At 37.2% G+C, this 22238-nt stretch carries 21 protein-coding genes and 1 pseudogene; 13 read left to right on the forward strand and 9 right to left on the reverse strand.

The window, feature by feature from the left end:
• Window positions 1-3 precede the first annotated feature (3 nt).
• The 3 genes from kbl to FBR08_RS07285 all read left to right on the forward strand — a co-directional run bounded on the left by kbl (window position 4) and on the right by FBR08_RS07285 (window position 5527).
• Complete coding sequence (kbl, locus tag FBR08_RS07275) at window positions 4-1197, forward strand: glycine C-acetyltransferase (RefSeq protein ID WP_158962123.1); 1194 nt, start codon at window positions 4-6, stop codon at window positions 1195-1197.
• Window positions 1198-1306: 109 nt separating this feature from the next.
• Window positions 1307-2698, forward strand: a complete 1392-nt coding sequence (locus tag FBR08_RS07280) for an OmpA family protein (RefSeq protein ID WP_158962124.1) — start codon at window positions 1307-1309, stop codon at window positions 2696-2698.
• Window positions 2699-2767: 69 nt separating this feature from the next.
• On the forward strand, window positions 2768-5527 hold the full coding sequence (locus tag FBR08_RS07285; RefSeq protein WP_158962125.1) for a PD-(D/E)XK nuclease family protein: 2760 nt from the start codon (window positions 2768-2770) through the stop codon (window positions 5525-5527).
• Window positions 5528-5583: 56 nt separating this feature from the next.
• Here the strand turns inward: FBR08_RS07285 and FBR08_RS07290 are convergent, their stop codons facing one another.
• A complete protein-coding gene (locus FBR08_RS07290) occupies window positions 5584-6369 on the reverse strand; it encodes an alpha/beta fold hydrolase (RefSeq protein ID WP_158962126.1) in 786 nt (261 codons plus the stop codon).
• A 155-nt stretch (window positions 6370-6524) separates the two neighbouring features.
• Here FBR08_RS07290 and FBR08_RS07295 point away from each other — a divergent pair, with 155 nt between their 5' ends.
• From FBR08_RS07295 to FBR08_RS07320, 6 genes are all read left to right on the forward strand, one after another.
• Window positions 6525-7379: a ChaN family lipoprotein gene (locus tag FBR08_RS07295; protein ID WP_158962127.1), complete on the forward strand. Its 855-nt coding sequence runs from the start codon at window positions 6525-6527 to the stop codon at window positions 7377-7379.
• A 182-nt stretch (window positions 7380-7561) separates the two neighbouring features.
• Window positions 7562-8389, forward strand: coding sequence for a succinate dehydrogenase cytochrome b subunit (locus FBR08_RS07300; RefSeq protein ID WP_158962128.1), 828 nt, complete (start codon window positions 7562-7564; stop codon window positions 8387-8389).
• A gap of 17 nt (window positions 8390-8406) precedes the next feature.
• Window positions 8407-10407 carry a fumarate reductase/succinate dehydrogenase flavoprotein subunit gene (locus FBR08_RS07305; RefSeq protein ID WP_158962129.1) on the forward strand — a complete coding sequence of 667 codons (2001 nt, stop codon included), beginning with the start codon at window positions 8407-8409 and terminating at the stop codon, window positions 10405-10407.
• A gap of 50 nt (window positions 10408-10457) precedes the next feature.
• The gene (locus FBR08_RS07310) at window positions 10458-11198 is read left to right on the forward strand and encodes a succinate dehydrogenase/fumarate reductase iron-sulfur subunit (protein ID WP_158962130.1); all 741 of its coding nucleotides are present in this window, start codon (window positions 10458-10460) and stop codon (window positions 11196-11198) included.
• A 130-nt stretch (window positions 11199-11328) separates the two neighbouring features.
• Window positions 11329-12111, forward strand: a complete 783-nt coding sequence (locus tag FBR08_RS07315; protein WP_158962131.1) for a hypothetical protein — start codon at window positions 11329-11331, stop codon at window positions 12109-12111.
• Between the two features lie 102 nt (window positions 12112-12213).
• Window positions 12214-12993 (forward strand): nitrilase family protein, encoded by a 780-nt coding sequence (locus FBR08_RS07320; RefSeq protein ID WP_158962132.1) that lies wholly within the window; start codon window positions 12214-12216, stop codon window positions 12991-12993.
• Window positions 12994-13050: 57 nt separating this feature from the next.
• Here FBR08_RS07320 and FBR08_RS07325 read toward each other — a convergent pair whose 3' ends face one another.
• The 4 genes from FBR08_RS07325 to FBR08_RS07340 form a co-directional block, all read right to left on the reverse strand.
• On the reverse strand, window positions 13051-13467 hold the full coding sequence (locus FBR08_RS07325) for a lipocalin-like domain-containing protein (protein ID WP_158962133.1): 417 nt from the start codon (window positions 13465-13467) through the stop codon (window positions 13051-13053).
• Window positions 13468-13488: 21 nt separating this feature from the next.
• Window positions 13489-13914, reverse strand: a complete 426-nt coding sequence (locus FBR08_RS07330) for a lipocalin-like domain-containing protein (protein WP_158962134.1) — start codon at window positions 13912-13914, stop codon at window positions 13489-13491.
• 323 nt (window positions 13915-14237) lie between these two features.
• Window positions 14238-15746 carry an Ig-like domain-containing protein gene (locus FBR08_RS07335; protein ID WP_233266280.1) on the reverse strand — a complete coding sequence of 503 codons (1509 nt, stop codon included), beginning with the start codon at window positions 15744-15746 and terminating at the stop codon, window positions 14238-14240.
• A 167-nt stretch (window positions 15747-15913) separates the two neighbouring features.
• Entirely contained in the window at window positions 15914-16594 is a 681-nt protein-coding gene (locus FBR08_RS07340; RefSeq protein ID WP_158962136.1) for a ComF family protein, read from the reverse strand.
• 111 nt (window positions 16595-16705) lie between these two features.
• On the opposite strand from FBR08_RS07340, the gene FBR08_RS07345 reads away from it, so the two are divergent.
• The 3 genes from FBR08_RS07345 (at window position 16706) to FBR08_RS07355 (ending at window position 17998) form a co-directional block, all read left to right on the forward strand.
• The gene (locus FBR08_RS07345; protein WP_158962137.1) at window positions 16706-16897 is read left to right on the forward strand and encodes a hypothetical protein; all 192 of its coding nucleotides are present in this window, start codon (window positions 16706-16708) and stop codon (window positions 16895-16897) included.
• 4 nt (window positions 16898-16901) lie between these two features.
• Complete coding sequence (locus FBR08_RS07350) at window positions 16902-17276, forward strand: YchJ family protein (RefSeq protein WP_158962138.1); 375 nt, start codon at window positions 16902-16904, stop codon at window positions 17274-17276.
• Between the two features lie 89 nt (window positions 17277-17365).
• Window positions 17366-17998: an NAD(P)H-binding protein gene (locus tag FBR08_RS07355; RefSeq protein WP_158962139.1), complete on the forward strand. Its 633-nt coding sequence runs from the start codon at window positions 17366-17368 to the stop codon at window positions 17996-17998.
• Window positions 17999-18058: 60 nt separating this feature from the next.
• On the opposite strand, the gene FBR08_RS07360 is transcribed toward FBR08_RS07355, so the two are convergent.
• The 3 genes and pseudogenes from FBR08_RS07360 to FBR08_RS07370 form a co-directional block, all read right to left on the reverse strand.
• Window positions 18059-18634: a YceI family protein gene (locus tag FBR08_RS07360; RefSeq protein WP_158962140.1), complete on the reverse strand. Its 576-nt coding sequence runs from the start codon at window positions 18632-18634 to the stop codon at window positions 18059-18061.
• 143 nt (window positions 18635-18777) lie between these two features.
• The gene (locus FBR08_RS07365) at window positions 18778-20322 is read right to left on the reverse strand and encodes a glycine--tRNA ligase (protein WP_158962141.1); all 1545 of its coding nucleotides are present in this window, start codon (window positions 20320-20322) and stop codon (window positions 18778-18780) included.
• 80 nt (window positions 20323-20402) lie between these two features.
• A pseudogene (locus FBR08_RS07370) lies at window positions 20403-20534 on the reverse strand (TUS family subclass B1 metallo-beta-lactamase); the annotation flags it as partial.
• A 101-nt stretch (window positions 20535-20635) separates the two neighbouring features.
• Here FBR08_RS07370 and FBR08_RS07375 point away from each other — a divergent pair.
• Window positions 20636-21043 (forward strand): hypothetical protein, encoded by a 408-nt coding sequence (locus FBR08_RS07375; RefSeq protein WP_158962142.1) that lies wholly within the window; start codon window positions 20636-20638, stop codon window positions 21041-21043.
• Window positions 21044-21073: 30 nt separating this feature from the next.
• On the opposite strand, the gene FBR08_RS07380 is transcribed toward FBR08_RS07375, so the two are convergent.
• Window positions 21074-22237, reverse strand: a complete 1164-nt coding sequence (locus FBR08_RS07380) for an efflux RND transporter periplasmic adaptor subunit (protein WP_158962143.1) — start codon at window positions 22235-22237, stop codon at window positions 21074-21076.
• Window position 22238 lies beyond the last annotated feature (1 nt).

The following is a 22238-nucleotide window of genomic DNA, read 5'->3' on the forward strand; positions in this document are numbered from 1 at the left end:
AGTATGTACGGAAAAATTAAAGACCATTTACAACAAGAGTTGAAGTCAATTGAAGACAATGGTTTATTTAAAAGAGAGAGAATTATTACTTCGCCACAAGGAGCAGAAATTACAGTTTCTACAGGAGAAAAAGTATTGAATTTTTGTGCGAATAACTATTTAGGATTATCCTCACACCCCGAGGTGATTCAAGCGGCAAAAGACGCTTTGGATACCCATGGTTTTGGGATGTCATCGGTGCGTTTCATCTGTGGAACACAAGATATTCACAAACAATTAGAAGCGACAATTGCAGATTTCTACGGAACAGAAGACACTATTTTATACGCGGCGGCTTTTGATGCGAATGGTGGAGTTTTCGAACCTTTATTAGGAGCAGAAGACGCAATTATTTCAGATAGTTTAAATCACGCGTCCATTATCGATGGCGTTCGCTTGTGTAAAGCAGCGCGTTACCGTTATGAAAATAACGATATGGCTGATTTAGAGCAACAGTTGATTAAGGCGAATGAGGCAGGACATCGCTTCAAGATTATCGTTACGGATGGCGTATTCTCTATGGATGGCTTAGTAGCGCCATTGGACAAAATCTGTGATTTAGCAGATAAATACGATGCCTTGGTGATGGTAGATGAATGTCATGCGGCTGGATTTATCGGGGCTACAGGAAAAGGAACGATGGAGGCGAAAAATGCAATGGGACGTGTGGATATTATTACAGGTACTTTAGGAAAAGCATTGGGAGGTGCAATGGGAGGTTATACAACGGGTAAAAAAGAGATTATTGAGTTGCTGAGACAACGTTCACGTCCTTATTTATTCTCAAACTCATTGGCTCCAATGATCGTGGGTGCTTCATTGAAAGTATTCGAACTACTGAAAAAAGATACAAAGTTGCGCGATCAGTTGGAATGGAATACCAATTATTTCAAAGCAGGAATGAAAAAAGCAGGGTTTGATTTTATTGATGGAGATTCTGCTATCGTCCCAGTGATGTTATACGATGCAAAGCTGTCACAAGAGATGGCAGATCGCTTGTTAGCGAAAGGGGTTTATGTCATTGGATTCTTCTATCCTGTTGTGCCACAAGGAAAAGCGAGAATTCGCGTTCAATTATCCGCAGCACATACACAAGAACACCTGGATAAAGCGATTCAGGCCTTTACAGCGGTAGGAAAAGAACTAAATGTAATCTAAATATTGGGTTTTTTTGGTAAATCATAATAATTGTTAAGAATAAAATTTGTTAACTACACATATAATTGTATTTTTGTTTTAACATTACAATAAATAGAAAAATAAAGTTATGAAACATCTCAACAAATTAATTGCAGCGGCGATACTATGTGCTGGTCTTTCGACTCAAGCGCAAGATGCCGACCATCCGTGGGCTGTAACTATTGGTGCGAATGCTGTAAACACTAAAGTTAGTTCAGCAAAAGGGTTTTCACATAGAATGGGAGGTTATTTCCAAACTTCGGATTGGAACATTCTACCTTCAATCTCTTATTTGAACGTATCTAGATACCTAGGTGATGGATTCTCATTAGGAGTAGTAGGATCAGTAAATAAAATTGAAAAATTTATTTCAAAAGAATCTGAAGGATATTTAAAATACAATCCTGGAGATTTATCTTACTATGGTATTGATGCAGAAGTTAAGTACAGCTTCAAAGAATTATTAAACACAAAAGTAGTTGACCCATTCTTATTAGTAGGTGGAGGTTATACTTTTATGGGTGATGCAAGTGCTGGTACGGTTAATGGAGGTTTAGGGTTAAACTTTTGGTTTACTGAAAACATCGCTTTAACAGTACAGTCTACTTACAAACACTCATTTGACGATACAAGAATTCCAAATGTAGATATTGCATCACACATGCAACACTTCATGGGGATTCGCTTCCAATTTGGAGGATCTGATAGAGATGGAGATGGAATCTTAGACAAATATGACGAGTGTCCAGATGTTCCAGGTTTACCAGAATTCAACGGATGTCCTGATACAGACGGAGATGGTATTCCAGATCATTTAGATGAGTGTCCAGATGTTCCAGGTTTACCAGAATTCAACGGATGTCCTGATACAGACGGAGATGGTATTCCAGATCATTTAGATGAGTGTCCAGAAGTTCCAGGTTTACCAGAATTCAACGGATGTCCTGATACAGACGGTGACGGTGTGCCAGATCATAAAGATGAGTGTCCAGAAGTTCCTGGTCCAAAAGAGAACAAAGGTTGTCCTTGGCCAGATAGAGACGGAGACGGAGTGCCTGATCATTTAGATGAGTGTCCAGATGTTCCTGGTCCTGCTTCAAACAGAGGATGTCCAGAAATTAAAGAAGAGCAAGTGAAAAAACTGAACGACTATGGAAAAACAATCTTATTCCATACAGGTAAGTTTACTTTCCAAGATGCTTCTTACACTGTTCTAGACAACATCGTGAAAATTATGAAAGAATATCCAACTGCTAAATTCCACATCGCTGGATACACAGATAGCACTGGATCTGATAAAATCAACGTTCCGTTATCTGACAATAGAGCTAACGCAGTAAAAGTTTACTTAATCGAAAAAGGTGTTGATGCAAACAGAGTAACTTCTAAAGGTTACGGTTCTGCTGAGCCAATCGCTTCTAACAAAACTGTTAAAGGCCGTGAGTTAAACAGACGTGTTGAAATTCAATTACAAAAATAATTGGGTGAAACCATAAGATAGAAAAGGGCTTCGAGAAATCGAAGCCCTTTTTTTATTACCTTTATTCTCATGAGTCAACAACGTTTTTTATATCAATTCTGCGTAGAAATAAAGAAGGATTTTCCTTCATCTATGGACAATCTAGTAGTGGTATTACCCAATAAACGGGCCAAGGTCTTTTTGTTAGAACAACTGAAATCGTTTTACGATCATCGTATTTTTGCTCCAACGATTATTAGTGTTGAAGAATTAGTTCAAGATATTGCTCAATTAAGAGGGATTGATTCGATCGAGCTCTTGTTTGAGTTCTATCTCGTCTATAAACAATTGTTAGCAGATAAGGCTGAAGATTTTGACTATTTTGTCAATTGGGCTAGAATGTTGTTACAAGATTTTAATGAAGTTGATCGATATTTGTTGAATCCACAACATGTGTTTAGTTATTTAAAAGATATTGAAGACATCAATCACTGGGCAGTAGATGTAAATCAACAAACCGATTTAGTGAAAAACTATCTTCAGTTTTGGGAGCAAATACCCAGGTATTACACTGCGTTATACGAGCATCTCAAATCGAAGAAGATTGGCTATCAAGGCATGATTTACCGCGAAGCGGTAGCGGTGCATCAAGATTTCGTAAAATCTAGTGATAAGCAATATTACTTTGCAGGATTTAATGCGTTGAATGCAGCGGAAGAAGTGATTATTCAACACTTCTTAGTGGAAGGTAGGGCAAGAGTTTTTTGGGATATTGATGAGGCATTTTTACATGATCCATATCACGATGCAGGGTTGTTTTTGAGGAGGATTAAGCAAAAATGGGGGTACTATCAAAATCACCCTTTTGAGTGGATCACCACTTGTTTTAGTGCGGAAAAAAAGATTGAAATTATACAAACGCCCAAAAGCGTTGGACAAGCAAAAATTGTTGGTGCTATCGTCGATAAAGAATTGGCAAAAGGAACTTCTTTAGATGAAATAGCAGTGGTTTTGGGAGATGAAAACCTACTACAACCTGTATTATATGGACTTCCTAATACCGTTACTAGTCTAAATATCACGATGGGGTATAGTGGAAATAGTAGTCCCGTACAGCTGTTTTTGAACAAAATATTTAAGATGCATTTGGCCGCCGTGCGCCGTGGTGGAAAACAGTATGTATTTTATTACCGCGATGTGTTAGAAGTATTGACGAGCCCTGTAATGGAAGGCTTGTTTGATGTGGAGGCTGTCGTGTCTGAAATACAGAAAAAAAACTTGACTTTTTTCTCCTTTGACCGCTTTGAGTCTTGGATAAAAGCCTCAGATGAAGAAACCAAGCGATTGGTTTTTGACAATTGGCAAGACAAAGCTCCAGCGGAAATATTAAAGAGCTTAATTGCTTTGGTTATTCGGGTGAAAAATAAATTAGCAGTAGATAGTCAACAGAATCGCTTGATGAAAACTTTTTTGTTTACTTCTTACAATTTGCTAAATCGACTCCTGTCGTATTGCGAAAAATATCCATTTATTCATTCTTTGGATCTACTCCATGTGCTGTATAAGCAGATTATGGATATGAGCGAGGTGTCTTTTGAAGGTGATCCTCTCGAGGGACTACAAATTATGGGAATCTTAGAAAGTAGGGTGTTGGATTTTGAAACGGTTATTCTTACCTCGGTAAATGAAGGAAAATTCCCTTCTGGAAAAAGTCAAAATTCCTTTATTCCTTATGATGTAAAAAGAGAGTTAGGCTTGCCAACTTATAAAGAAAAAGATGCAATTTACAGTTTTCACTTTTATCATTTACTGTTGCGTGCAAAGCAAGTGTATTTGATTTATAATTCCCAGGCGGAGGGTATGGATGCGGGAGAAAAGAGTCGATTTTTGACTCAATTGGAAATGGAAAAGCAAGCGAAGCATCAGTTGTCCAACGTGACTTATTCTGCTTATTTGCCCGATAAGGCCTATGAGCCTATGGCCATTGAGAAATCGGATGAATTATTGATGAAATTGAAAGAGATTGCAACAATCAGAGGTTTTTCTCCTTCAGCTTTGACGGCTTATTTGCGCAATCCATTGCAGTTTTATATTCAACAAGTTTTGCGTATTCGCGAAGTGGATGAGGTAGAAGAAAGTGTTGCCTTGAATACGTTGGGAACTATTATTCACAACGCCTTAGAGAATTTATATCAACCCTATGTTGGTAAAGTGTTGGACGTGGGAATGATTCGGGAAATTCAAGCTAAAGCAGATGAGGAAGTGCAAGTGCAATTTGAAGAGATCTACAATAGTGATAAAGAAAAAATGGGTAAAAACCTCTTGGCTTTTGAGGTTGCTAAGCGAAACGTTTATCATTTCTTACGCGAAGAGTTAAAAGGCTTAGAACAAGGAGACCAGGTGGAATTGTTAGCGTTAGAAACGCGCCTAGAACATCTGTTAGAAGATAGTCGTTTGCCCTATCCGATTAAACTATTTGGCTTTGTCGATCGAATTGAACGTCGCAATGGAAAAATTCGCGTTATTGATTATAAAACGGGAAAAGTAGAGTCTAATCAGGTCAAATTATCCCAATGGGAAGGACTAACAGAACATTTAAAGCACGATAAAATTATTCAGCTGTTGTGTTATGCCTTGATGTATGCAGAGAAAGAAAATTTATCCTCATTAGAGGCGGGTATTTACTCGTTTAAAAACCGAAGAGAAGGTTTCTTGTTCTTTGGTGTTCGCGAAGGAAGAGCGGTAAATCACGACATCACGCCTGTGATTTTGGATGCGTTTAGAGAGGAATTGATTAAGCTTATTTTAGTTATTTTAAACCGGGAAACTCCCTTTGTGGAAACCTTATAAAAAAATCGAGGAGAGCATATGCTATCCTCGATTTTTTTATTAATTTATTCTGTCACTTAGATCTTTACTAGCTCACTAAGATGTTGCTTAAGGGCTTCTTTTTGTTCAATGTGAAGCATATGGCCTCCTTCTAAGGTTATTACTTCTGCCTTGGTACCAAGGGTTTGATCGATAGTGTCTTGATAAGGCATCACAGGATCCGATTTGCCTAATATAAAAGCAATTGAATAAGGAGCAAAGTGCAACAACACTTCTCTGTCTATTCGCGTTTTCATTCCTTCTAAGGCTGCAATAACGCCTTGCGTTGCCGTTTTTAGGGCTTCTTCTCGAGTGTGATTAATCTCTTGTTCATATTGTGGCCTGATGTGATCAGCAAATAAGTTGTTGATTGCCATAGTGATGAACATGGGTGCATTTTTCTTGATGAGGTCAATGGCTCGATCTCTATTTTGTACGCGTTCTGGACTGTCAGCACGTGCTGTTGAGTTGATTAAAATAATTCGTTTGACATGATCGGGGTACAGTTCAGCAAAAGCCAAGGAGACATATCCTCCCATGGAGTGTCCAATTAGCGTTACTCTTTTTAGTTTCAAATGGGAAATTACAGCGTGAACGGCATCTGCCATATCTTCCATGCTGTGGATATAACCTAAACATCCCGTGCCCCCATGTCCCAATAAGTCCATACTTATTACGCGGTATTTAGTAGCGAAATGATCCATGTAATACTTCCACATTTTTCCGTTTTCTAGAAATCCATGAAGAAAAATTAACGTATTGCCTTTTCCGCTATCGTAATAATTAATTTGAATGTTTTTGTATAGTAACGATTTCGAAATCATTAGATGTATTTTGTTGTGCAAGCAAAAGTAAAGGTTGCAAAACGAAAAAAAAACTTTATGTCCTAGAATTGCCTTTTGTTGATAGGTATTTTTATTTTTATTTATTCTAAATTACTCAAATAGAATTATCTTTGAGGCTTATAAACAGAGTAAAAATGAAATATATCTATAGCGTATTAATCGCTCTATTCGTTGGAAGTGTTTTTGCAAGTAACGGACAACCTTACCAAATTTACAATGCAAAAGGCAAAAAAGTAACCTATAAACAGATGATTAATACCTTGGGTAAATCTGATGTCGTTTTGTTTGGAGAATACCACAATAATTCTTTGGGGCATTGGTTGCAATTAAAGGTGACGCAAAGTTTGGGAGAAAAACGCGAACTTGTATTGGGAGCGGAGATGTTTGAAGCTGATAATCAAGATGGATTGACGAACTATGTGAAGGGAAAAATAGCAGAAGAAGAATTTGAAAAAGAGGTGCGTTTATGGAATAACTATAAAGGAGATTACCGTCCCTTGGTGGAATATGCCAAACAAAATAAACTTTCTTTTGTGGCGACTAATGTTCCCCGTCGCTATGCAAGCTTGTTGTTTAAAGGTGGAATGGAGGCATTAGATACACTAAAAATAGAAGAGAAAGCATGGATTGCACCTCTCCCATTTCCGTATGATCCTGAATTACCTGGTTATAAAGAGATGTTGACGATGTTTGCTGCCGATCACGTGAACGAAAATTTACCTAAGGCGCAAGCGATTAAAGATGCAACCATGGCCCATTTCATTCAGACTAACATAGAAGAGGATAAACTATTTGTTCACTATAATGGATCATACCACAGTAACAAGTATGAAGGGATATTTTGGTACTTGAAAAACGATGCTCCACAGTTGAAAGTGGCAACAATTACGATGGTTGAGGCGGATCAGGTAGAGCATTTCGAAAAACTCAATCTCGGATTAGCGGACTTTATTCTTGTTATAGATGCGAATATTTTAAAGTCGTTTTAGAATCTTTTAAAATAATATACTATTTGGTCTTAAATCTAGTTCCAATCTAGTTTTTTTTTAAGCAAAATAAGGCAAAAAACTTTGTTTATATTCAATATAAATAAACCTTGACACATTGTGGATAACGTTAATTAGGTGTATTTTTGAGAGATTTTTTCAAGAAAAACAATTAAAATTACATTATGGCAAAATCTGCACTTTTAAAGTCATCCATTGCAAAGAAATATTGGATGTCTCTTACTGGTTTATTTTTATGCGTGTTTTTAGTTGGTCACTTGATAGGGAATCTTCAGTTGATTTTTGGGGATGCGTCAAAATTCAATGAGTATGCCTTATTCATGACAACTAATCCAGCTGTAAAAGTATTATCTTATGTTACCTATATCTCAATCCTTTTCCACGCGATTGATGGTATAGTTCTTACGGTTCAAAACAAAAAAGCTCGTCCTATTGGATATGCGAAGAACAATGCTGGTGCAAACAGTAAATGGGCTTCTCGTAATATGGCGGTATTGGGAACTTTATTGTTAGTTTTTATTGTAACGCACATGGTTAATTTCTGGGCTAAAATGCACTTTACGACTATGCCTTTGCAAACAATTGAAGTAACAGTAGAAGGCCAAGAAGAGCCAATTACAATTTACAAAACTGTTCAAGAGCAACCCATCGACGTAAGAGCGGTTGAAATGGGACAATTGGAAATTAAGGGAACTGCGTTTTATCAAAAAGGCATGGACTTAAAAATTGCAGATGGTTACAAAGATTTACATAAAATTACAATTGAGTTTTTCAAAGATCCTTCTACAGGGTTGATTAGCACAATTTTATATGTAATCGCAATGATTGTTCTTGGATTCCATTTATCTCATGGTTTTGCAAGTGCATTCCAATCTTTAGGGATAAATAATCCAAAGTATAACTGTTTGATTAAAGGGTTAGGTTATGCATTTGCATACTTAGTTCCAGCTTTGTTTGCAATCATTCCATTATACATTCACTTTATTAAATAGTCCTAAAGAAATTGATTATGAAATTAGATTCAAAGATACCTCAAGGACCAATCGATAAGAAATGGTCTGATTATAAAAACCACATTAAATTAGTTAACCCTGCGAATAAACGTAACATTGATGTTATTGTTGTTGGAACAGGATTAGCAGGTGGATCAGCTGCTGCTACTTTGGCAGAGCTTGGTTATAATGTAAAAGCATTTTGTTATCAAGATTCACCTCGTCGTGCGCACTCAATTGCAGCACAAGGGGGGATTAACGCAGCTAAAAACTATCAAGGAGATGGTGACTCAATCCACAGATTATTTTATGATACTGTAAAAGGAGGAGATTACCGTGCACGTGAGGCAAACGTTCACCGTTTGTCTGAAGTTTCAGCCAATATTATTGACCAATGTGTGGCTCAAGGTGTGCCATTGGCACGTGAGTACGGTGGTTTATTAGACAACCGTTCTTTTGGAGGAACACAAGTTTCTCGTACGTTCTACGCAAAAGGACAAACAGGTCAACAATTATTATTAGGAGCTTATTCTGCAATGAACCGTCAAATCGGTCGTGGTAAAATTCAAATGTATAACCGTCATGAAATGCTAGATTTAGTATTAGTAGATGGAAAAGCAAGAGGAATTATTGCTCGTAATTTAATTAATGGGGAGATTGAACGTCATTCAGGACACGCAGTAGTTATTGCTACGGGTGGTTATGGAAACGTATTCTTCTTATCAACAAACGCAATGGGTTCAAACGTTACTGCGGCTTGGAAAGCACACAAACGTGGAGCATTCTTCGCTAACCCTTGTTTTACACAAATTCACCCAACTTGTATCCCGGTTACAGGAGACCACCAATCAAAATTAACGTTGATGTCGGAGTCTTTGCGTAATGACGGACGTATTTGGGTTCCAAAGAAAATGGAAGATGCAGTTGCAATTAGAGAAGGTAAATTAAAACCAACGCAAATTGCAGAAGAAGATAGAGATTACTACTTAGAAAGAAGATATCCATCATTCGGTAACTTAGTACCACGTGACGTTGCGTCTCGTGCAGCGAAAGAAAGATGTGATGCTGGATATGGAGTTAACGCAACAGGTGAAGCTGTTTACTTAGACTTTGCTTCTGCTATTGAGCGTTACGGAAAAGAACAAGCGCGTATTCAACACTTAAATGAAAACGATGCGAAGTTAGTTTACAAATTAGGTAGAGACGTTGTAGAGAATAAATACGGAAACTTATTCCAAATGTATGAGAAAATCGTAGATGAGGATCCATACACTACACCAATGATGATTTATCCAGCAGTTCACTATACAATGGGTGGAGTATGGGTAGATTACAACTTAATGTCTACTATTGAAGGATGTTATGTAATTGGTGAGGCTAACTTCTCAGACCACGGAGCAAACCGTTTAGGGGCTTCTGCTTTGATGCAAGGTTTAGCTGACGGATATTTCGTATTGCCTTATACAATCGGTGATTACTTAGCTGATGATATTCGTACAGGTGCGATTCCAACAGATTTACCAGAATTCGTGGCTGCGGAGAAAAATGTACAAGATATGATCGATCACTTAATGAATAATAAAGGATCGCATTCAGTAGATTATTTCCACAAAAAGTTAGGTAAAATCATGTGGGATAAAGTAGGTATGGCTCGTAATGCACAAGGTCTAAACGAAGCGATGGACGAAATTGCTGCATTGAGAGAAGAATTCTACAAAGACGTGAAAGTTTCTGGAACTGCAGAAAGCTTTAACCAAGAGTTAGAAAAAGCACTTAGAGTTGCCGATTTCTTAGAGTTAGGTGAATTATTTGCGAAAGATGCTTTACACCGTGAAGAATCTTGTGGAGGACACTTCCGCGAAGAACACCAAACAGAAGAAGGAGAAGCGCAACGTGATGATGAGAACTTTGCTTATGCTGCTGCATGGGAATACAAAGGAAATCCTAGAGACGCTGTTCTACACAAAGAAGACTTGGTGTATGAAAATATTAAGTTAGTAACTCGTAGTTATAAATAATATTAGGTATTGATTCTTGAATCATATCTTGTTGTAAAAATTCGATACAGATGAATCTTACATTAAAAATATGGCGTCAAAAAAACGCTAAAGAACAAGGAAAAATCGTTGAGTATAAAATAAACAATGTTTCTCCTGATATGTCTTTCTTAGAAATGCTTGATGTTTTAAACAATGAGTTAATCGAGAAAGGGGATGATCCCGTAGCATTCGACCACGATTGTCGTGAAGGTATTTGTGGAATGTGTTCATTATTTATTAATGGACAAGCACACGGACCAGATAGAGGAGTTACTACTTGTCAGTTACACATGAGAAAGTTTAAAGATGGTGATACAATTTACATTGAGCCATTTAGAGCAAAAGCTTTCCCTGTAATTAAAGATTTAGTAGTGGACCGTACTGCTTTTGATAAAATTCAACACGCAGGAGGGTTTGTCTCTGTAAATACTTCTGGAAATACACAGGATGCTAACGCTATTCCTATTCCTAAACACGATGCAGATAAGTCTTTTGACGCTGCAACTTGTATTGGATGTGGAGCGTGTGTAGCAACGTGTAAAAACTCATCGGCTATGTTATTCGTTTCTGCAAAAGTTTCTCAGTTTGCTTTGTTGCCACAAGGTAAAGTAGAAGCAGCAGACCGCGTAATGAACATGGTAGCTGAGATGGACGCTTTAGGCTTCGGTAACTGTACGAATACAGGTGCTTGTGAGGTAGAATGTCCAAAAGGTATTTCTCTTGAGAATATTGCTCGTATGAACAGAGAATACTTAAAAGCAGCCTTATAAAGGATTTTAATATTTTTTTGAAAAAGGAAAAAGCAGCACAATTTGTGCTGCTTTTTTTATTAGCCTTTGTTTTGTTTTTACTATCATTAAATTATATTTGGCGCCTATTAACATAATATTTTATAATTTAATGAAAACCTTACTACTAAGTATCCTATTTGTCTGTACTTCTTTGGCTAGTTATGCACAATTTGGACTCAATGTTTATGATGGACTTACTGCAAAAGCGATAATAAACTTTAAAAATGGCACCCGAGAAGTTGGAACCGTAAAAGAAAATAGCCCTCTTTTTAAGGTTAGGTCTAATGATCCTGATGAAATTAAATTTAAAAATGATGGTGCAGCAGACTATCGTTTAGTTTCCTCTAGTGATTTTACTTCAATTTTGGTAGATGTTGGAAAAAAAGAAGTGATATACAAAGAATATTTTCCAATTCGAATTCGTCAATTGAAGAACAAAGACACTTTTTCTGATAAATATTTTGTGGATTATTATCCATTGGTAAAGTATAAAGACCTGGCTTTTGTTCAAAGTCACCTTTTTGTAAATGGTAAATATGCAAATGATTTTTTTCTTTTCCCTGTAGCTAATTCAGATTACTATTTTCTTGTAGACGATGGTATTAAGAAAAAGAAAAAATTGGCGCAAACCTTAATGAAGCTTGATCCAGATTGTGAAGAATTCCGTGTTTATATTCAAAAGAATTACTTGGATGCTTCTAACTATAAAGAAGAATATAAACAAGCAGTAAATGCTTTTAAAGCCAATCAGTCAAATTTCATTGATGCAGAAATGGGTAAAGGTAAGAAGCGAAGAGAGGCAAAATATTTGTACCAAAGTGGAGAGAATTTTATATTTATCCAACAGCTATTGGACAAATACCTTGAGTTTTGTGGGAAGGAAAAAAAATAGCGTTCGTAGGAGGTGTTTTTGATAGTCGGTAAATCAGTTTTTGCTGTTGTAAAGTTACTTTACTTAGTATTTCGTACTTTTGGTCAGATCTAAATGTCGATTATGAAACTAGCATTAATTCAAGCTCCTTTAGTTTGGGAGGATGTACCGCAAAATACGGCTTTCTTTCTGAAGCAATTGAATCAAATAGAACCTGAAACGGATTTGGTGGTATTACCTGAGATGTTTACTTCAGGCTTTACCATGAACCCTGAGCGCGTTTTTATGACGATGCAAGACAAGTTTATCGAAGAGTTGCAATCGCGCTGTAAATCGCTTGATTTTGCCTTAACAGGCAGTATTGTAATCAAGGAAGGAGAACAGTATTATAATCGTTTGTTTTTTATTTGGCCCACGGGCGAATTCAAAACCTATGACAAGCGACATTTATTCTCGCTTGCAGGAGAAGAAAAAGTTTATGCGCCTGGAAAGGAACGCTTACTTGTCCATTATAAAGGGTGGAATATCTGTCCGTTGGTTTGCTACGATTTGCGTTTTCCTGCCTTTGCCCGAAATGTAGGTGAAGTGTATGATTTGCTACTTTATGTAGCGAGTTGGCCAGATCAACGCATCTATGCTTGGGATTCACTTCTTAAAGCACGGGCTATTGAAAATATGAGCTATGTGGTAGGGGTAAATCGCTGTGGGGAGGATCAAAATGACAATCAATATACTGGACATTCTCAAGTCATTGATTATATGGGGCAGTATGTCATAGCACCTCAAGAAGGGATAACTATACAATATTGTACGTTAGATAAAGCAGTGCAAGATAAAGCGAGAAATAGATTTGCTTTTCTAAAAGACGCAGATCACATTGAAGTAAAGGAGAAAGAACGTTAAGCATACAAAAAAAGCTACCTTTTGGGTAGCTTTTTGTTAGTAAAAGGATGTGTTTTATTATTGTTTGGTAAAGGCTTGGATAGTTCCCTCAACTTCAAGTGTAAGGGTTTTGCCCTCTGCCAATTCATATTTTAAGGTGCTAACCTTTACTGAAGCAGGATCGTTGTTGGTAACTTCGCTTTCAAAAACAAGGGTGTTATCCACTAGTTTCCATTTGGTAAATACCAGGGCTGGATCATTTACAGCCACCATTGCCCCGTCTGCTTTCAATTCAAAGCCTTGTTGTACACTTGGATTTGCTTGGTTCGCTTGTGTCCAAATTCCAACTAATGCTTGGGCAGCATCCACTTCTGGAGCGGGTTGTTCTGTTACTGTTGTAGTTTCTTCCACTACGGTTGCTTCTTTTTGATCTTTACAAGAAGCGAATGCAAGAGCTACAAAAGCTAATGCGAGTACAGTTTGTTTTGTTTTCATCTACTAAATCTCGAAAAAAGATTATTTTTTAGTGAAAGAGTCTTTAGACTCACCGTTAATTAGGTTTAAGGTTGTACCATCAACCACCTCAAATTGGTATGATACAGTGTCAACACTTGACGTACCATTACCGATGCTTTCTTGCGCTAAGAACAATTTATCTCCTTCTACCCACCACTTGTTTGTTTTCAGTGTAGCCATATTAATTGAAGCAGCTGTTCCGTCTTCTTTTAATTCGAAACCTTGTACTTCTTTGTCATTAATAGGGTTAGGTTGTGTCCAAGAAGCAACCAATACTTGAGTGTCTACAGCCACAGGTGCTGTAACTTCTTCTACTACTTCAGTAGTTGTTGTTTCTTCAGTCACAGGAGCTTCTTTTTGGTCTTTACAAGAAGCGAAAGCGATAGCTACAAATGCGATAGCTAAAGTCATTTTTGTTAATCTCATCGTGGATTAAATTTTAATTTTGTTAGACCAAATGTATAGCAGGAAAGTGTGAAAAAATTATTTTAATAATAATTTAACTACGTTTGTAACTGATAGATTTACAGTTAGTTGAAGTTTTGTTTTTTGGGTTGTTTTCTTTTTTTAGTTAAATATTTACACTGGGGTAAAAAAAATATTCTTAGAGAAGCCATTCAAAGCAAGAAATAATACAAGTAGCAAAATCCACGACATAAAAAAACACCTCTTAATTTTCTATATCAAGAGGTGTCTTTGTTATATTATACTTATAAGGTACTTGCTATCAGTAATCAAGAAGGAATAAACTAGTTCAAGTCTAGATCCTGATTGATATCCCAGTTGGCACGTACGTCAATGGGCTCTTTGGAGTAAAAAGTTTCTTCAGGTTGGCGTTTATCCCAATAGTAACCGGTATCCCATTTGCCGTTTTGGTTGTCATCATATATGATGCGAACATAATATTTACGCGGAGGCAACAGATCAAACGGAACGACTTGCGGTTCTTTGACTAGTTGAGTAGCGTGTACTTTTTCCTGTTCGTCGATGAGTTCCACAATAATTGGATAGCGTTTTACGGAACTCAACTTCAAGTTTAAGTTTCCATAATCCGTGTGTTTTGTCGTTTTTAACGCGTATTTTAAGGTGTCATTAGCCTTTCCAAATAAATCAGTTAAGGCTTGTGGCAAAAGTTGAATTGAATACAATTCCTCTTGATTTTTATCAAAGACTAAAGCCACTTTTTGCTCTGCTAACAGCTCTTGAACTTCAAAAGAAACAGGGAGAGAATCTTTGTTGATAATTTGAATCAAACTCTTATTTATGGCGGTAATTGGCGTAGTCGATTTCAAGGTGAAATTTTCCTTAAAATCAATTATGTTATTTTTTGCTGTGATGTTTAATGTATCGATTTCCTTTATCTTTAATCGAGGACGAACCGTAAAGGTTTCTAAGTAGTCGTCTTTGCTAACTGCTATGTGTATCGAATTGGCAATGACTTTGGGAAACCACACTTGGAGGGAGTCTTTTCCTTCTAATGGGGTGTAAATACTTTGGATTAAACTGTCATTTTTAGAGACTTTTACTTTTACGCCATCTTTATTTCCTTTATAAGGCAGGTACCATTTGTTTTCCGAAATTTGAGCAGGGCGTTTGGCCGCAAATTTCTCTTCTGATTTAAACAAGACCAAGTTGTATTTTTTATCCGTAGGAATCACAATGGTATCTTGGATAAATGCAATTTTATCTTGATCAGGGTTGAACATATAATTGTTTGTCTTTTGTTTTAAAGCAACCGCATAATAAGTTCCCGCTTTGATATTTTCAATAGAGAAAGTCGTTAGGGAATCGAGTGTATTGGTGATATACAACGGTTTTTCTTTGTAGATTGTTGAATCCTTAAACGAAGCAGCATCGTACAACATGATATTGACAAAATTATCTGTTTTCAACTTGTGTGCAGATTGTATGGTTCCTTCAAGTTTAAGCGAGTCAATATAGCTCCCTGTGGAGAAGATGTATTTAAATTGAGGCAATACGTTTCCTTCGTTATTGTCGGTGATCGCATCTCCAAAATTAAAACTATACGTGGTGTTTGGGCGTAGGGTATCCTTTAATTTAATGGTCATGACTTTCTTTGGACTTCCCATAGGCAAAATTTCAGGATTGTTCTTCAATGGAGGAGATACAATTAAGTTCTGATTGGCATTTTTTAATTTGACAAACTCATCAAACTCAATTCGGATCTCATCCTTATCAAAGTTAATCGAATAGTTTTCGGGATAGCTTTTTAATACAACAGGAGGTAAGGTATCCATAGGACCACCAGAAATATACCCTCTTTTAGCACAATTTGAAAAACAAGTTATACATAAAACGAGTAAACACGCAAAAAAATAAAGACGAAACTTCGACATAGTTTTGTTTTGAAAAGGCAAAGTAACAATTATATTTTTTACTTAGAAAATATCGACCACTAAAAACTTCACTTTGTGTAAGCTAAACACAAAATACTGACCTTGCTATCAGGGATTTGTAACAATAGCCTGGCACAAGTTTCTAAAGTACTTCCTGTCGTTAAGATATCGTCCAATAAGAGAAAGTGTTTACCCGTCAGCTCCGGTGTTGATTGCAACTGAAAAACAGTTGGTTTGGAGGTGATGCGTTCCTGAAACGATTTTGTTGTTTGTGAGGTTGTTTGTTCAACTTTGATTAATACCGTAGGGTGGACGGGAATGTGAAATTGTTGTGTCAGAGCGGTGGCAAATCCATCCACTTGATTGTATCCGCGTAGTCGGATTTTTTTTCGATGCATGGGCACAACTACGACGAAATCTGCATCAGGACATGCTTGCGCTTCAGCTAATAATGCAGCATATAATTGACCAAGTACAAAAGCGATTTTCGGTTGGTTGTTGTATTTCAACTGATGCAGAAGGTTGGAAACAATTCCGTTTTTTGCATAGTAAAGCAGGCAACTTGCATGTTGTATTCTGACTTTTCCGTAGAATTTACCTAGAGCCTCGTTAGTAGTAGACAAGTGTTGATCCGTAAAGGGAAGGGCTGTGCGACATGCGGTACACAATAGATTTTCTTGTGTAAGGAGAATTGTCGCACACCCAGGACAACTCTTCGGAAAAAATAGATTGATAAGATTTTTGAACATGGAAATGGGAGATTCGTTTACCTAAAAATAGCAGAAATACCAGCAAGAAAAAACGGATTTAAATGAAAGCAACCAATATCTTTGTATAGTATAAGCAAAAAGTATAAAGTCATGGAAAAGTTAATAATCATTTTAAAGCAAATGGTAGAACAAGGAAAGAAGGAGCAGGCACAGCGATTAGCCGATGAAATAAAAGGGCAACTAAAGAGGATGATTGATTCGACGGATATAGACGAAGACTTAGTGCGATTGGCCAAGATGCAAAAAATCGTAGCAGATTTAGAACAACAACTGAAAGACTAACGATATGGAATGTCCTTGTGGAAGTGGATCTACACTCGAAACTTGTTGTATGCCTTTTCTCAAAGGAAAACAGGTTCCAACAACAGCAGAAGCCTTAATGCGTTCGCGTTATACTGCTTATGTATTGGCTAATGCGAAATACCTGATCGAAACAACACATCCGAGTTTACGTCATTTGTATAGTAAGAAGTCCATTTTGCAATGGGCAAGTGAAAACCAATGGGTGCGATTGGAGATTGTTTCAGTTTTCGATTTGCGCATTGTTTTTCGCGCTTATTTCAAGGATCCAAGTGGACAGCAACAGCAACATTATGAAGATTCTACCTTTGAAATGCTCGGCGGGAGGTTATACTATGTTTCAGGTATCTTCGAAGAATAGCCACGGATCTAAGCTGTAGATTCATGAAGTAAACCAATAAAATTCAAAAAAGAAATAAATTCATGAAGTTTTTTTTGTAATTTACTAAGATGAGAGCTGTAATTATTGGCGCCACAGGAGCCGTTGGAAAAGTATTAGTCCGTCAACTATTGTGTGATGAGCGCTATCATTTTGTCGAAATTTTCGTGCGAAACCCTTGGGATATTCAACATCCGAAGCTGATTTGCCATGTCGTTGATTTTGAGAAAATGGGACAATGGCACCATCTCATAGAAGGAGATGTCGCGTTTAGCTGTTTGGGAACCACTAAAAAGCAAGCAGGAGGAAAAACCAACCAATGGCATATTGATTATGACTATGTGGTTCAATTTGCCAAATACTGCAAGGCAAAATCCATGCAAACGTTCGTTCTAGTCTCATCAAAAGGAGCAGATTACCGCAGTAAGGTTTTTTATCTCTATCTCAAAGGGCGAATTGAACAAGCCATTGCTCAATTGCATTTTAGTCGAACGATTATCATTAGACCAAGTTCGCTGATTCGGCCAAATTCCAAGCGCAAAGGAGAAGAAATAGGAGTAAAAATCTTGACTTTTTTAAATCGAATGGGGATGTTCAAATCTTATTCCCCAGTATCAGTCTCTAAAGTAGCAGATCGAATTCGCAATGCAGCCGTTGAACATGTAACGTATAATCTAGTAGTAATTGAAAATGATGAAATATAAATAAAAAAAAGGGTCCGCTACACAGAGCAGACCCTTTTCATTTTAAAGATATATAAAGGATTAGTTAGCCTTACTAAATTCTAAATTCACTGTAATATCAACGTTTTTTCCAATCGCCTGTCCTGTTGGATCATAGGCTACATCAAAGTCAAAACGGTTAATTGTCGTAGTGGCTTGGAAACCCAGTTTTGTATTTCCATTTCCATCATCTGCTAACAAACCACCATAAGTCAATTGAAAGGTTACCGGTTTAGTTTTATTTTTTATAGTTAAGTTTCCTACTAACTCATATTTATCTTTCCCCGTTTTTTTGATTGACTTGCTGTCAAATTTCATCGAAGCATATTTTGCTGCATCAAAGAAGTCTGGAGATTTTAAGTGATTGTCACGCATTTCTACACTGGTGTTAATGCTGTTTAAATCTACTGTAAAGTTGAAGGTACCTTTCGTTAAATCTTCAGGATTTCCTACAAAAGTTCCTTCGTATTTGTCAAATCGACCATCTACAAAAGAAATTCCTAAATGCTTCACTGAGAAGTTTAAGAAGGAGTGCATCGGATCGACATTCCATTTTGTTTGTGCAAATGAAGTAACTGAAAATAAGGCAGCTACAACGAATAAAGCTATTTTTTTCATATCGGTTATATTTTGTGATTATCAATAACGCAAAGATACGGATGTTCTGAATGATAAGGACTTAACCTACATTAAGAAACACTTGAAATAAAAAAAGCCTCTCCGTTATGTGGAGAGGCTTTTGTATGTATAATCATCTAAAATTAGATCATTTTCTTTAACCAGTTTTTCATCGACACTTCTTCGTTGATGATGTTTCGAAGATCAGCAATTGCCACGCGATCTTGTTTCATCGTATCTCTGTGGCGGATTGTTACGGTTTTGTCTTCTAGGGTTTGGTGATCCACTGTAATACAGAACGGAGTTCCCAACGCATCTGCACGACGGTAACGACGTCCTACCGCATCCTTTTCATCGTAAGCTACGTTGAAATCCCATTTCAAGTCTTCAATGATCTCTTGAGCGATTTCAGGTAAACCATCTTTTTTCACTAAGGGGAAGATTGCCGCTTTTGTTGGTGCTAATACCGCAGGTAATTTTAATACCGTTCTCGTTGATCCATCTTCTAAGGTCTCTTCTTGTAGTGACTTAGAGAATACAGATAAGAACATACGATCCAATCCTACTGATGTTTCTACTACATAAGGAACATAAGAAGAGTTTGTTTCATTGTCAAAGAACTGCAATTTCTTACCAGAGAATTGCTCATGTGCTTTCAAATCAAAATCAGTACGCGAGTGAATTCCTTCTAATTCTTTAAATCCGAATGGGAAGTTGAATTCAATATCAGTAGCAGCATTGGCGTAGTGAGCCAATTTTTCGTGGTCGTGGTAACGGTAATTTTCCGCTCCTAAACCTAAAGATAAATGCCATTTTAAACGCGTCGCTTTCCAGTAGTCGTAGTATTTCATCTCTTCTCCTGGTTTCACGAAGAATTGCATTTCCATTTGTTCGAATTCACGCATGCGGAAGATAAATTGACGCGCAACGATTTCGTTACGGAATGCTTTTCCTGTTTGCGCAATACCAAAAGGAATCTTCATACGTCCCGTTTTTTGAACGTTTAGGAAGTTAACGAAAATACCTTGAGCTGTTTCTGGACGAAGGTATAAATCCATCGCTGTATCCGCAGAAGCCCCAAGTTTAGTACCAAACATCAAGTTGAACTGACGTACTTCAGTCCAGTTTTTAGAACCTGTGTCAGGATCTGCAATTTCCAACTCTTCGATTAGCGCTTTTACATCCGCTAAATCTCCAGTATCTAAACCGCGAGCCATGCGCTCTAAAATTTCTTTTTTCTTTGCGTAGTACTCTACAACACGTGGATTAGTTGCAATGAATTGCTCCTCATCAAAAGCCTCTCCAAAGCGCTTTTTCGCTTTTTCAATTTCTTTTAATGCTTTTTGGTGTATTTTTTCACAGTAGTCTTCAATTAAAACGTCTGCTCTATATCTCTTTTTACTGTCTTTGTTGTCAATTAAAGGATCGTTGAATGCATCAACGTGACCTGAAGCTTTCCAAGTGGTTGGATGCATAAAGATTGAGGCATCAATTCCTACAATATTTTCGTGCATTTGTACCATGGATTTCCACCAGTACTCTCTAATGTTTCTCTTTAATTCTACACCGTTTTGAGCATAGTCATATACTGCGCTTAAACCATCGTATATTTCGCTAGATGGAAAAATGTATCCATACTCTTTTGCATGCGAAATAACATTCTTAAAAATATCATCTTGTTTTGCCATGGTGCAAAAATAAGAAAAGACTTTAAGATTAAAAATTTCACTACAAGCTATTTGCTGTTAATAAGCTAAAGTTTATTGGTTTACTCTTGTAATGACTTGTTTTTGTCTGAAATTTGTTGATTGTAGGTGGTAAGTATTCGCTCTGTTTGTTCAAGATGACCCGATATATTCCAAGCATCATGCCCTGGAAGAATCACTTTAGCTTGATTAAAGATGGGTGTGTTCAGTCGAATGAATTTCGTGAGAGAAAATTTTAGATTTACTTTTATGGCTAAAATAATATTATTTTTGAGTGCTTTTGATCCAAACCGAAATGAAAAAAAACAAAATAATTCTCATAGTTCTTGTTTGTGCGGGATTGTCTTCCGCTTGTACAGAGTGGTGGGATCGCAATTCTTCCAAATGTAAAGTGTCTACCAATGTCAGTCGCAAATTTTTGACCTTTCCCAATACGGGAGGAGAGGAGTTTATTGACGTCAATCCTAAACCCTATCACATCATTCAAAAAGTCCAAATTGGAAAAGTGGGGGATGAGGGGTATATGTATGAAGAACGCAGTGTAGATAGTTATGGGACCGCCAATTATACGGTTCAGAAAGTAGGAGATGGCCGATTAGTTGTGCGTACCAATCCCTATTATGGGGAAACCGCCCTTAAGTTTGAAATTGAGGTCAAGGGTGGTGATTGTTCAGAAACCATCTATTGTACGATAAAACCATGAAAAAAGTCCAGCATACGCTGGACTTTTTTGTTATTCTTCCTCTTCTGTATTTCTTAGTTTCATCAGTAGGGTATAGGCTCCTTTTGAAACAATGGTTTTATTGATGAAATCCTCTGCATTGAGAATGGCGGTAAATCCATTTTCCGTTTCGCCAACTTGAACTGCTGTTAGCTGATAGGTTTGTTTACCCGTCTCGATAAAAATGAAGTGTTTGCCTTCAAAGTAAACCACGCTTTCTTCGGGCAGTGCTTTGCTTAGCGATGAATGTGTATCAATTTCTGCATTCATATACATCCCAGGTAAAAGATTTTTCTCGAAATTCTCAAAGTGACAGTGTACTTCTGAGGTTCCCTCTGTATTGACGTCCATGCTAATGAGTACAATTTCTCCTTCGTATTTTTTTGCAGGATTGTTGTTGGTAAAGCTCACCACGCGTTGTCCGACTTCTAATTTGTCTAAATCTTTTTCGTACACCTTCAGATTTAAGTGGATATCAGAAGGGTCGATTAACTCAAACATCACATCCGAAGGGTTTACATATTTTCCAATATTGACATAGGTGTTGCTTACAAAACCGTTGATTGGGCTGTAAATAGCAACGGATCGACTAATGGAATTGTAGGTTAATGCATTGGGATTGATGTTAATCAAACTCAACTGTTGTCCCAGCGCATTCATCGCAATGCGCTGTGCATTCATTTCTGCTTGGGCTTGTTGCATGACTTTGTCGCTACTAGCCTGACTTGCATTTAAATCTTTCTGACGTTGGTAGTCCAATTTAGCAAACTCATACTTGTCTTTGGCAATAAGGTAGTTTTGTTGTAATTCAATATAGCGCGGGTCTTCCATGATGGCAATTTGCTCTCCTTTTTTGATGTGCATTCCCGGCATTAATTTGGTCTGTTTTACATAGCCTCCTAATGGATTGGTTACCGAGATTAAATTCTGTGGGGGAACATCAATTTTCCCGTTTAACTTTAAGACTGTGGCAATGGTGTGCTCTTGCATTTTTGTGGTTTCTAGTTCCACGTGTTTCAGCTGAGCATCCGTTAATTGTACGATGTCCGTTTCTTCTTGAACGACTACCTCTTCTGGGGTTGTTTCATTTTCCTTACATTGAACGAAGCTCGTAGATACAAAGATCCCTAGTATTGCAATAGAAAAAGGGCGAATAGTTTTATATAGGATAGACATG

This window comes from Myroides fluvii, assembly GCF_009792295.1.
In the GTDB taxonomy this organism is placed as follows: domain Bacteria; phylum Bacteroidota; class Bacteroidia; order Flavobacteriales; family Flavobacteriaceae; genus Flavobacterium; species Flavobacterium fluvii_A.